11 protein-coding genes are annotated in these 13,398 nt (G+C 33.6%); 6 read left to right on the forward strand and 5 right to left on the reverse strand.

Annotation, left to right across the window (positions count from 1 at the left end):
* Positions 1-804, forward strand: an 804-nt coding sequence (locus IDG60_RS13470; RefSeq protein ID WP_206160791.1) for a sugar phosphate isomerase/epimerase family protein, incomplete at its 5' end; no start/stop codon positions are given.
* 360 nt (positions 805-1,164) lie between these two features.
* On the opposite strand, the gene IDG60_RS13475 is transcribed toward IDG60_RS13470, so the two are convergent.
* Positions 1,165-1,659 carry an isoprenylcysteine carboxyl methyltransferase family protein gene (locus tag IDG60_RS13475; protein ID WP_000603755.1) on the reverse strand — a complete coding sequence of 165 codons (495 nt, stop codon included), beginning with the start codon at positions 1,657-1,659 and terminating at the stop codon, positions 1,165-1,167.
* 232 nt (positions 1,660-1,891) lie between these two features.
* Between IDG60_RS13475 and uhpT the strand changes: the two genes are divergently transcribed.
* Positions 1,892-3,271, forward strand: coding sequence for a hexose-6-phosphate:phosphate antiporter (uhpT, locus tag IDG60_RS13480; RefSeq protein ID WP_001008722.1), 1,380 nt, complete (start codon positions 1,892-1,894; stop codon positions 3,269-3,271).
* A gap of 358 nt (positions 3,272-3,629) precedes the next feature.
* Here uhpT and IDG60_RS13485 read toward each other — a convergent pair whose 3' ends face one another.
* Genes IDG60_RS13485 through IDG60_RS13495 form a run of 3 tightly spaced genes read right to left on the reverse strand, consistent with a single transcriptional unit; the run spans position 3,630 to position 6,902 of the window.
* Positions 3,630-4,388 carry a response regulator transcription factor gene (locus IDG60_RS13485; protein ID WP_000477526.1) on the reverse strand — a complete coding sequence of 253 codons (759 nt, stop codon included), beginning with the start codon at positions 4,386-4,388 and terminating at the stop codon, positions 3,630-3,632.
* Positions 4,381-5,937 (reverse strand): sensor histidine kinase, encoded by a 1,557-nt coding sequence (locus IDG60_RS13490; protein ID WP_000127990.1) that lies wholly within the window; start codon positions 5,935-5,937, stop codon positions 4,381-4,383. The genes IDG60_RS13485 and IDG60_RS13490 overlap by 8 nt, the downstream gene beginning before the upstream one ends.
* Entirely contained in the window at positions 5,934-6,902 is a 969-nt protein-coding gene (locus IDG60_RS13495; RefSeq protein WP_000837105.1) for an ABC transporter substrate-binding protein, read from the reverse strand. Before IDG60_RS13495 ends, IDG60_RS13490 begins: the two co-directional genes overlap by 4 nt.
* Before the next feature lie 587 nt (positions 6,903-7,489).
* On the opposite strand from IDG60_RS13495, the gene pflB reads away from it, so the two are divergent.
* The 3 genes from pflB to IDG60_RS13510 all read left to right on the forward strand — a co-directional run bounded on the left by pflB (position 7,490) and on the right by IDG60_RS13510 (position 12,602).
* Positions 7,490-9,739, forward strand: coding sequence for a formate C-acetyltransferase (gene pflB, locus IDG60_RS13500; RefSeq protein ID WP_000894660.1), 2,250 nt, complete (start codon positions 7,490-7,492; stop codon positions 9,737-9,739).
* A gap of 22 nt (positions 9,740-9,761) precedes the next feature.
* Positions 9,762-10,517, forward strand: coding sequence for a pyruvate formate-lyase-activating protein (gene pflA, locus IDG60_RS13505; protein ID WP_000911657.1), 756 nt, complete (start codon positions 9,762-9,764; stop codon positions 10,515-10,517).
* A 321-nt stretch (positions 10,518-10,838) separates the two neighbouring features.
* Entirely contained in the window at positions 10,839-12,602 is a 1,764-nt protein-coding gene (locus IDG60_RS13510) for a glycerophosphoryl diester phosphodiesterase membrane domain-containing protein (RefSeq protein ID WP_000822587.1), read from the forward strand.
* Positions 12,603-12,765: 163 nt separating this feature from the next.
* On the opposite strand, the gene IDG60_RS13515 is transcribed toward IDG60_RS13510, so the two are convergent.
* Positions 12,766-13,110, reverse strand: a complete 345-nt coding sequence (locus IDG60_RS13515; RefSeq protein ID WP_000211597.1) for a complement inhibitor SCIN family protein — start codon at positions 13,108-13,110, stop codon at positions 12,766-12,768.
* A 189-nt stretch (positions 13,111-13,299) separates the two neighbouring features.
* Here IDG60_RS13515 and IDG60_RS22405 point away from each other — a divergent pair.
* Positions 13,300-13,398 (forward strand): hypothetical protein (locus IDG60_RS22405; protein ID WP_241013374.1); only part of this gene is annotated, 99 nt, incomplete at its 3' end.

The raw sequence follows: 13,398 nt of genomic DNA on the forward strand, positions 1-13,398 counted from the left end.
CAAGCATTTATGAAGTCAATCACAGACAGAGGCTTACAAATAAGTGGTTTCAGTTGTCATAACAATCCAATTTCTCCAGATCCGATAGAAGCGAAAGAAGCCGATGAAACGTTACGTAAAACAATCCGTTTAGCAAATCTATTAGACGTGCCAGTTGTTAATACATTTTCTGGCATTGCAGGGTCAGATGATACCGCTAAAAAGCCTAATTGGCCTGTTACACCTTGGCCAACAGCCTACTCTGAAATTTATGATTATCAGTGGAATGAAAAGTTGATACCATATTGGCAAGATTTAGCTGAGTTTGCAAAAGAGCAAGATGTAAAAATTGCCATAGAGTTACATGCAGGATTTTTAGTTCATACACCATATACGATGTTAAAGTTACGTGAGGCTACAAATGAATATATCGGTGCTAACTTAGATCCTAGTCATTTATGGTGGCAAGGTATTGATCCAATTGCTGCGATTCGCATATTAGGCCAAGCAAATGCAATTCATCACTTCCATGCTAAAGATACGTATATTAATCAAGAAAATGTAAATATGTATGGTCTAACTGATATGCAACCATATGGTAACGTTGCGACAAGAGCATGGACATTCCGTACAGTTGGTTATGGACATAGTCCATATGTATGGGCAGATATCATAAGTCAACTTATTATTAATGGATATGATTATGTATTAAGTATTGAACATGAAGATCCTATTATGTCAGTAGAAGAAGGTTTCCAAAAAGCTTGTCAAACTTTGAAATCTGTTAATATTTACGACAAGCCAGCAGACATGTGGTGGGCATAATACGAACTCGAGGTTAGTCTGAAGTTTGTCTGAAGTAAGACTGGTGGCAGTGGTGAATGAATGCATATGTCGCCAAGCCATTGCCAAAAATTTCACACCTTAAATCATGTCATTGTTTGTAAAGAAGGTGTACTTTATATAAGTGTTTAGCGATGGTCATACCCATTCACAGTAACAATCCTCACCATTGAAAAGAGTATATAACCTTTTCGATAGTGAGGTATATGATAATAAAAAAAGCCTGTTGTCACAATGGTCATAGACACGACATACTTTAAAGGCTTCTGAATATAATATTTCAGAACGCACTTTAAAGATGGACGTCGATGTCGACTAATGTGATGACAGGCTTTCATCTTTTTAAATATTCATTAATTTCTCTTCTTGTTTAATACGTACATATAAGAAATACGCATACGGTACTAATAAAATAGTTGTATATGTTGCGTGTGTTAATAATAATACACCGATTAATTCAGGAATGATGTTTAAGAAGTAATTTGGGTGTTTTGTAATTTTATATAATCCAGATTTAATAATAGGATGGTTAGGTAAAATGAATAATTTTAATGTCCAAATACCACCTAAAGTTTTAATAACCATAAATAACATGATATAAGCAAAGATTAATATAACTAAGCCAATACCATTTGCAAAGCTAAATGTATCTTTATTAATAAATGCCTCTACACCAGCCAATACATAAATTAAAACGTGTGTTATTGCTAAAAACTTCGAATTTTTAACGCCATATTCAACTGCACCGTCTGCTTTTAATTGTTTTGAGTGATTAATAGATATCTTTAAGCTGACAAGTCTGATACAGAAAAAGATAAGTAATATAGATAGAATCATGATGTCCTCCGTCATTATGTCATATGTATAAGCGTTGATTTTGACAACATAAAGTATTTTATAGATAAAACTTGTCAAATACTATTAACTATTTATTAATTTTAGTACATAAATATGTTTCTAAGTATGTGTTTATGTTCAGTATTTTGGATAATTTAATAATTTTAAGGATATTAAGCGCTTACACCGACGTGATATATTTGGCTTAACGAAAATGATTGAGGTGACAGAGATGAACTTTTTTGATATCCATAAGATTCCGAACAAAGGCATTCCATTATCGGTACAACGTAAATTATGGCTTAGAAACTTCATGCAAGCTTTCTTTGTAGTGTTCTTTGTTTATATGGCTATGTATTTAATTCGAAACAACTTTAAGGCGGCCCAACCGTTTTTAAAAGAGGAAATTGGATTATCTACATTAGAACTTGGTTATATCGGATTAGCATTTAGTATCACGTACGGTTTAGGGAAAACATTACTTGGATATTTTGTCGATGGACGTAACACAAAACGTATTATCTCGTTCTTACTTATCTTATCTGCGATTACAGTTTTAATTATGGGATTTGTTTTAAGTTACTTTGGTTCTGTAATGGGATTATTAATTGTACTTTGGGGACTTAACGGGGTGTTCCAATCAGTTGGTGGACCTGCAAGTTATTCAACGATTTCAAGATGGGCGCCAAGAACGAAACGTGGCCGATACTTAGGATTTTGGAATACATCACATAATATCGGTGGTGCCATTGCAGGTGGTGTTGCACTTTGGGGTGCTAATGTATTCTTCCATGGAAATGTTATAGGGATGTTCATTTTCCCATCGGTGATTGCATTACTTATTGGTATCGCAACATTATTTATCGGAAAAGATGATCCAGAAGAATTAGGATGGAATCGTGCTGAAGAAATTTGGGAAGAGCCGGTCGATAAAGAAAATATTGATTCTCAAGGTATGACGAAATGGGAGATCTTTAAAAAATATATCCTGGGAAATCCTGTTATATGGATTCTATGTGTTTCAAACGTCTTTGTATACATTGTACGAATCGGTATTGATAACTGGGCACCGTTATATGTGTCAGAGCATTTACACTTTAGTAAAGGCGATGCAGTTAATACGATATTCTACTTTGAAATTGGTGCATTAGTTGCAAGTTTATTATGGGGCTACGTATCAGACTTATTAAAAGGTCGTCGTGCAATTGTAGCTATTGGCTGTATGTTTATGATTACATTTGTTGTCTTATTCTACACAAATGCTACAAGTGTCATGATGGTTAACATTTCATTGTTTGCATTAGGTGCGTTAATCTTTGGTCCGCAATTATTAATTGGTGTATCATTGACTGGTTTTGTTCCTAAAAATGCCATCAGTGTAGCAAACGGAATGACAGGTTCATTCGCGTATCTATTCGGTGACTCAATGGCGAAAGTTGGTTTGGCGGCTATTGCTGATCCAACACGTAACGGTTTAAACATCTTTGGATATACATTAAGTGGATGGACAGATGTTTTCATCGTCTTCTATGTTGCATTATTCCTAGGCATGATTCTATTAGGAATCGTTGCTTTCTATGAAGAAAAGAAAATTAGAAGTTTAAAAATTTAATATAAATCGGATTAAAAGTATCGCCAATCTATTGCAATATAGTTGGCAATCCTGCCCCGACGGCATGTGCGTGAAGAGATGAAAGATACTGCTTCTACCCTTGCAAATATATCATCTCTATGTCTCGGGGCAGATCATAATTCCCTGTTATGAAGTATCCTTATTTGCCCGACTTAGGGTGACTCAATGAATTTACTCCTTACAATAAAGACATATAGCGGTGTCAATATTGTAGGGAGTATTGTTTTATATTTAAACTCTCTAAAAAGCGGACTGAAAGAAAAGTGAAAACTTCTCTATCAGTCCGCTTTTTCATAGAACAAAATGTAGGCGCCATAATCATTAGTTATGTGCTAATCTATTTAGCTTGCTTACAATAATCACTTGGCGACATTTGTAAATATTTTTTAAAATGATAGCTAAACATTTTATACTCTGAAAAGCCTACTTTGTCTGCAATTTCATAGTGTTTGTAATGTCGATCTAACAATTGCAGAGATTGTAAAATACGATAGCGATTTAAATAATCGACAATTGTAATACCAACATGATCTTTAAATGTTCGCATCGCATACGATTCACTAACATCGATATGTTGAATTAAATCTGAAACAGTCACTTTCGTTTGATAAGATTGCTTAATTTGATCAACAATCTGATTTACATAATAATCATCGTATTCTACTTTTAATAGTGGTTGGAAGGCATCATGACAAGATGCTAAGCTACGGCCGTTCTGTGATTGTTGCTCTAATAAGGTACGGACAAGTCTTCCTAAAATAACTTCTAATTGTGCATGGTCTACTGGTTTTAATAAATAATCAAGAACATGATGTTGAATGCCGGCTTTCATATATTCAAAGTCATCGTAACTCGATAATATGATGACATTACAATCTAGAAGCGCAATATCATTGAGTAAATCGACGCCATTTTTACGTGGCATACGAATATCAGTAATTACTAATTCTGGCTGATGTTGTTGAATTAGTGATAATGCTTCAACACCATCTTTAGCAGTGTATATTGTATTGAAATGATAGTCTCCCCAAGGAATGATTTGCTTTAAACCTTCTCGAATAATTCGTTCATCATCACAAATAACTACCTTAAACATCTACATTCCCCCTTGAAAGTGGTATTTTATAACAAATTAACGTACCTTGATTACGCTTTGAAAAAATATGAAGTCGTGCATGTGAACCATATTGAATCATTGCTTTATTGTGTAAATGATTTAATCCCAAATGCTTAGTATCAAATACATCATTATTAAGAGATTGGCGTACATATTGCAGGCGAGATGACGACATCCCGATACCATTGTCGCAAACTAAAACATGTAAATTCTGACGTGCCAATGTCAGGCGTATAGTAATGTCCAATGACTCAGTATCTCTACCATGTTTAATAGCATTTTCTATGAGTGGCTGAAGCATCATTTTACCAATTGTCTGGTGACGCGCTTCTTCAGAACTTTCAATATGGAGCTTAATCATGTCATCAAAACGGATGTTTTGTATTGCAACATACTGTTCAATGTAGTTCAACTCTTCGTTTAATTCCACTGTATGTGAGTTTGTACGTAATGAGTAACGTAACATTTGCGATAATTGTTGGACCACAGTTTGTGCTAATTTCGGAGATAACGTAATTAAATATTGTATTGTTTGCATCGTATTGAATAGGAAATGAGGCTGGAATTGGCGTTCTATTTCCTTTAACTGAATATCACGCAAGCGACGTTCTGTATGCTCGATAGAATGGATCAGTTGCTCATTTGATTCAAATAAATCGTAAATATAATTATTAATTTCTTCTAGTTCACTGTTGTTTTTTAAAGGCGTATATGTACCTAGATGACGATTTTTGGCATAGTAAATTTTTTGAATAATCGTTTCGATATCTTTTGTTTGTCGTTTAGCCATATTATCTGCGCTAATGAAACCAAATATTACTAGTAAAACAAGAACTACGGCCATAACAATTAACAACGTGATACCATCTTCAATGTTTTCATGTATATCTTTATAAATAATGAGACGATGGTCAGCATGGTTTAATTTTACAGATTCATTCATAAATCCGAATTGTTGCGGTCTATACTTTTCACCTATAGTAAAACGGTCATCGTTGGCGTATAAAATATTGTCATATTGATCAACGATAAGTGCGAATTGTCGGCTATCTTTCTTAATTTCACTTAAACGTGGGGTGTTAGCCATATAAATTTTAAGCATATATGTACTATTATTGAATTTAAGCTGATGCGTTGAAAATAAATACATATTTTTAGTGTTTAAATGTTCATAATTATTGGTTATAAACTGATTTGGTCCAGATAATTCATAATAAAGTGTTGCGGGCTGTTGGTGTATTAATTTTAATAATTCACGTTTTGTAGCGGTAACATCATGATGATTTGTTAAATCGAGCTCTTGAAACGAATTATTATGCTGTGTAATAAATGTCTGAATCTGCTTTTCAGTGTGATGTAAAGATGACTGACTTTCATCAACATGTTGATGAATCGTACGATGCTCAATCCAAATATAGATGGCATAGAAGCTTACTAGTCCAATAATAATGACTAAAAATACTGGAAAAATAGTAGACGCAAATAACGATCGTCTCAATTGATGTCTATAAGGTTTGTATGCCGTCATTGAATCATCTCCAAAAATTTATGATGTGGAATGTCCGGTAATTTAGATTTCGGTATTAAAGGTATGTTCTTAAGATTTTCGATAGACTGATCGCTTTGTTCACTAACATCCTTTCGAATTGACTTGGCATCGAACTCTGCAACTAATCGTTGTTGTACTGAGCGGCTTGTTAAATATTGCACTAACTTTTTACGCTTAGGATGAGGGTGTGCATTTTTAACTAAAGCAATACCATCAACATTTAACATTGTTCCTTCAATTGGATAAACGATTGATACAGGATAACCTTTGTTTTTCCATGTGCGTGCATCTTGTTCGTAGCTTAGACCTGCGTAATATTTACCTTTTGCAACATCTTCAATGACTTTAGACGTCTTTGACAGTTGCATCGCATGGTTTTGGAATTGATGCACATCACTTACTCGATGATGCATGCTATAAATAGCGCGCATATGTTGATAGCCTGTCGTTGTTGTATTTGGATTTGAGTACGCAATTTTACCTTTAAGTATAGGTTGTAATAAATCTTGATAACCTCGAATCTTAATATCTCCTTGTAAATCTGAATTCACTACTATAACTGTTGGCATTAATAGAAAACTAGTAACATATTTATTGTTCGAGCGATAATCCTCTAATTGCTGTGTTACAGATGTATCTTGATAGGGAACAAAATCTTCTGGATGATCAATTGTTTCTGATAACACACCACCCATAAAGACGTCACCACGCTCCGAAAAATCTTCGTTATGCAAGTTTGAAAGCAGTACTTGAGTAGATCCATGTTTGATTTCAATTTTGACATGCTCTTGTTTTTCAAATTCATTTAAAATTGGACGAATCAAGTTTGATTGATACGGAGAATAAACTGTTAATACATTTTTATCTGATTCAGAGTGACGCGTATTAGCGCATGCTGATAAAAAAATGAGAAATAATAGCAAGATATAAATTTTTGATTTCATGATATCCCATCAATTCTATGTATATTTTAATACAATAATTTTAGCAATAAATGACGCATAAGTAATGTTAAATATTTAGAAATGTTTAAAGATGACTTGTTAAGACGTTGCAAATGTTGTGATAGCACAAAATTTTTGTTTGTCAAGACGATTTACCGAGGCTGTAAAATCAAACTGTTATATTTTATTTGTAGCTGTTATATAAAAATCGGCAAGATATTGAACGGTTCAAAAGTGAATTTTTACGTCAATAAAAGTATTTAATCCAGTCTCTTCATATATAAAAGTAAATCTTTCTAAGTGTTGATTTAACGCTTATCAACAATCATTTTTTATAAACAAATATATACTCCTAAATTAACTTTTAAAGCAATGAAAATAGTGAACATTATAACTGTTGTGTAACAGAATGCAATTAGCATATTACTGTTACACAAATTAGTACAGTTTCTATGTTTTGACATACATTTGATGAAAATTGTACATAATTTATGTGAAAAAAATCACAACAAACATGCTACAATGACTATGAAAACGTTAACATAGCATTTCAAATTCACAACATTATACAGATGGAGGCGTTTAGTATGTTAGAAACAAATAAAAATCATGCAACAGCTTGGCAAGGATTTAAAAATGGAAGATGGAACAGACACGTAGATGTAAGAGAGTTTATCCAATTAAACTACACTCTTTATGAAGGTAATGATTCATTTTTAGCAGGACCAACAGAAGCAACTTCTAAACTTTGGGAACAAGTAATGCAGTTATCGAAAGAAGAACGTGAACGTGGCGGCATGTGGGATATGGACACGAAAGTAGCTTCAACAATCACATCTCATGATGCTGGTTATTTAGACAAAGATTTAGAAACAATTGTAGGTGTACAAACTGAAAAGCCATTCAAACGTTCAATGCAACCATTCGGTGGTATTCGTATGGCGAAAGCAGCTTGTGAAGCTTACGGTTACGAATTAGACGAAGAAACTGAAAAAATCTTTACAGATTATCGTAAAACACATAACCAAGGTGTATTCGATGCATATTCTAGAGAAATGTTGAACTGCCGTAAAGCAGGTGTAATCACTGGTTTACCTGATGCATACGGACGTGGACGTATTATCGGTGACTATCGTCGTGTAGCTTTATATGGTGTAGATTTCTTAATGGAAGAAAAAATGCACGACTTCAACACGATGTCTACAGAAATGTCAGAAGATGTAATTCGTTTACGTGAAGAATTATCAGAACAATATCGTGCATTAAAAGAATTAAAAGAACTTGGACAAAAATATGGTTTCGATTTAAGCCGTCCAGCAGAAAACTTCAAAGAAGCAGTTCAATGGTTATACTTAGCATACCTTGCTGCAATTAAAGAACAAAACGGTGCAGCAATGAGTTTAGGTCGTACATCAACATTCTTAGATATCTATGCTGAACGTGACCTTAAAGCAGGCGTTATTACTGAAAGCGAAGTTCAAGAAATTATTGACCACTTCATCATGAAATTACGTATTGTTAAATTTGCTCGTACACCTGATTACAATGAATTATTCTCTGGAGACCCAACTTGGGTAACTGAATCTATCGGTGGTGTAGGTATTGACGGACGTCCACTTGTTACGAAAAACTCATTCCGTTTCTTACACTCATTAGATAACTTAGGTCCAGCTCCAGAACCAAACTTAACAGTATTATGGTCAGTACGTTTACCTGACAACTTCAAAACATACTGTGCAAAAATGAGTATTAAAACAAGTTCTATCCAATATGAAAATGATGACATTATGCGCGAAAGCTATGGCGATGACTATGGTATCGCATGTTGTGTATCAGCGATGACAATTGGTAAACAAATGCAATTCTTCGGTGCACGTGCGAACTTAGCTAAAACATTACTTTACGCAATCAATGGTGGTAAAGATGAAAAATCTGGTGCACAAGTTGGTCCAAACTTCGAAGGTATTAACAGCGAAGTATTAGAATATGACGAAGTATTCAAGAAATTTGATCAAATGATGGATTGGCTAGCAGGTGTTTACATTAACTCATTAAATGTTATTCACTACATGCACGATAAATACAGCTATGAACGTATTGAAATGGCATTACATGATACAGAAATTGTACGTACAATGGCAACAGGTATCGCTGGTTTATCAGTAGCAGCTGACTCATTATCTGCAATTAAATATGCACAAGTTAAACCAATTCGTAACGAAGAAGGTCTTGTAGTAGACTTTGAAATCGAAGGCGACTTCCCTAAATACGGTAACAATGACGACCGTGTAGATGATATCGCAGTTGATTTAGTAGAACGCTTCATGACTAAATTACGTAGTCATAAAACATATCGTGATTCAGAACATACAATGAGTGTATTAACAATTACTTCAAACGTTGTATACGGTAAGAAAACTGGTAACACACCAGACGGACGTAAAGCTGGCGAACCATTTGCTCCAGGTGCAAACCCAATGCATGGCCGTGACCAAAAAGGTGCATTATCTTCATTAAGTTCTGTAGCTAAGATCCCTTACGATTGCTGTAAAGATGGTATTTCAAATACATTCAGTATCGTACCAAAATCATTAGGTAAAGAACCAGAAGATCAAAACCGTAACTTAACTAGTATGTTAGATGGTTACGCAATGCAATGTGGTCACCACTTAAATATTAACGTATTTAACCGTGAAACATTAATAGATGCAATGGAACATCCAGAAGAATATCCACAGTTAACAATCCGTGTATCTGGTTACGCTGTTAACTTCATTAAATTAACACGTGAACAACAATTAGATGTAATTTCTCGTACATTCCATGAAAGTATGTAACAAAATTTAAGGTGGGAGCACTATGCTTAAGGGACACTTACATTCTGTCGAAAGTTTAGGTACTGTCGATGGACCGGGATTAAGATATATATTATTTACACAAGGATGCTTACTTAGATGCTTGTATTGCCACAATCCAGATACTTGGAAAATTAGTGAGCCATCAAGAGAAGTCACAGTTGATGAAATGGTGAATGAAATATTACCATACAAACCATACTTTGATGCATCGGGTGGCGGTGTAACAGTCAGTGGTGGCGAACCATTGTTACAAATGCCATTCTTAGAAAAATTATTTGCGGAATTAAAAGAAAATGGTGTGCACACTTGCTTAGACACATCGGCTGGATGTGCTAATGATACAAAAGCATTTCAAAGGCATTTTGAAGAATTACAAAAACATACAGACTTGATATTATTAGATATAAAACATATTGATAATGACAAACATATTAGATTGACAGGAAAGCCTAATACACACATCCTTAACTTCGCGCGCAAACTGTCAGATATGAAACAACCTGTATGGATTCGACATGTCCTTGTGCCTGGTTATTCTGATGATAAAGACGATTTAATTAAACTAGGGGAATTCATTAATTCTCTTGATAACGTCGAAAAGTTTGAAATTCTGCCATATCATCAGTTAGGTGTTCATAAGTGGAAAACATTGGGCATTGCATATGAATTAGAAGATGTCGAAGCGCCCGATGATGAAGCTGTTAAAGCAGCCTACCGTTATGTTAACTTCAAAGGGAAAATTCCCGTTGAATTATAAATACAATTCAGACCGAAAAGAAAGCATATGCAACTTCAAGAGTGAAGGGGCATATGCTTCTTTTTCAATTGAGTATTGAGTATTAGCAAGACGTAGTAAGTATATGAGACAAGTCCTACAATGGTTGAAGGAATACGTTTTTGTAAGTAGCTATGCTGATAAAGAATGTGATGCCTTGTTAAAGGTGGGGTTCCAATATCATCGAATGGGTTATTAATTGCTACTTGCATATGAATATGAGTCTTTTCAAATTTTTATTGACCCTGAGTAATGAAAAATATTAAGATGAAACTTAATATTAAAGCAATGCGGAGCGTGATTATGAAGAGAATTAGTAAAGATATATGGGCAGTATTTAAATTACTGTATCAAAATAAAGGGCGTTTTAGCATTAATGCCTTACTATTGCAGTTAATCATGATTTTTATTAGTAGTACATACTTAATTTTACTATTTAATATGATGTTAAAAGTAGCTGGGCAAAGCCAACTTACGATTAACAATTGGATGGAAATCATAAGTCATCCTGCCAGTGTGATACTTCTTATTATATTCATATTAAGTGTTGCCTTTCTGATTTATGTAGAGTTTTCATTGTTAGTTTATATGGTTTATGCCGGCTTTGATCGACAGATTATTACATTTAAATCCATTTTTAAAAATGCCTTTGTAAATGTGCGTAAACTCATAGGTGTACCAGTTATTTTCTTTGTCATTTATTTAATGTTAATGATACCCATTGCCAACCTAGGACTAAGTTCAGTATTAACAAAAAATATTTACATACCTAAATTTTTAACGGAAGAACTTATGAAAACGACGAAAGGTATAATCATTTACGGTACCTTTATGATTGCTGTATTTATATTAAACTTTAAATTAATATTTACCTTACCGTTAACGATTTTAAACCGTCAGTCGTTATTTAAAAATATGAGACTAAGTTGGCAAATTACGAAGCGAAATAAGTTTCGACTTGTTATAGAAATAGTTATATTGGAACTCATCATTGGTGCGATTTTAACATTAATTATTTCAGGAGCAACATATCTTGCTATTTGTGTAGATGAAGAAGGAGATAAGTTTTTAGTCTCATCAATTTTATTTGTTGTATTGAAAAGCGCATTGTTCTTCTATTATTTATTTACGAAATTATCATTAATCAGTGTGTTAGTACTGCACTTAAAACAAGAGAATGTATTAGACCAACCGGGCTTAGAATTTAAATATCCAAAACCGAAACGGAAGTCTAGGTTCTTTATAATTTCAATGGTGCTTGCAGTGACATGTTTTATCGGTTATAACATGTACTTACTTTACAATAATACTATCAATACAAATATCTCCATTATTGGCCATCGTGGTTTCGAAGATAAAGGGGTTGAAAATTCTATTCCGTCATTGAAAGCTGCTGCAAAAGCGAATGTCGAATACGTTGAGTTAGATACAATTATGACGAAAGATAAACAATTTGTTGTTAGTCATGATAACAATTTGAAACGTTTAACAGGTGTTAATAAAAATATTTCTGAATCTAATTTCAAAGATGTCGTCGGTTTGAAAATGCGTCAAAATGGACATGAAGCAAAACTTGTATCCTTAGACGAATTTATTGAAACGGCTAAACAATCAAATGTGAAGCTACTAGTAGAGTTAAAGCCACATGGTAAAGAACCAGCAGATTATACACAACGTGTTATTGATATTTTGAAAAAGCATGGTGTTGAACATCAATATCGTGTGATGTCATTGGATTATGATGTGATGACTAAGTTGAAAAAAGAAGCGCCATATCTCAAGTGTGGTTATATCATTCCGTTGCAGTTTGGTCATTTTAAAGAAACATCATTAGATTTCTTTGTCATCGAAGATTTTTCTTATTCGCCAAGACTTGTTAATCAAGCGCACTTGGAAAATAAAGAAGTCTATACTTGGACCATTAACGGCGAAGAAGATTTAACGAAATACTTACAAACCAATGTTGATGGTATTATCACAGATGACCCAGCATTAGCTGATCAGATTAAAGAAGAAAAGAAAGACGAAACATACTTCGATCGTTCTATAAGAATTTTGTTTGAATAATATAAACAAAGACCTCTAAAGTTATCAAGATGATACCTTCAGAGGTCTTTTTAATGTTGCCATCTATGGGATAGGCAATCGTTTCATTCGTTTATATTCATATGACAAGTATTTGTATGGCAATTTGGCGTCACAAACACTTACATGATTTATTGGTGAATTATTAATTGTTTTGTGAATGCAAAGGGTTAGAAATTGAATTGTAAATACTTTCTAATCTTTGTTTCGCTTTAGTCATTTGATCCAAATTTTTAGTGCGTATAGCGGATTTTGCAATATAGTGCGCAGCTAAAATATCGCGTTTTTGAAACGCATCTAAATTTAGGTACGATAATTTATTTAAGTCAGTGTTTGCTATTAATTCATGTAATTGATCTACAAGCGCTTGATGTTGATACGTATGTGATGTAGTTTCAGATTTGCTTGCTAATTTAATACCAGTCGTATCAAGGAGCGCCGCTTTAATACCAGCAACTAAATATGTTTTGATTTTCATTTGTGTTGTCATGCTTTGTTACTCCTTTGATGTACATTAATCAAAAAAATTATACACTATTGTATATTGCAAAGCTAATTAACTATAACAAAAAGATAGTTAATGCTTTGTTTATTCTAGTTAATATATAGTTAATGTCTTTTAATATTTTGTTTCTTTAATGTAGATTGGGCAATTACATTTTGGAGGAATTAAAAAATTATGAAAAAGCAAATAATTTCGCTAGGCGCATTAGCAGTTGCATCTAGCTTATTTACATGGGATAACAAAGCAGATGCGATAGTAACAAAGGATTATAGT

The organism is Staphylococcus sp. EG-SA-2 (assembly GCF_017152085.1).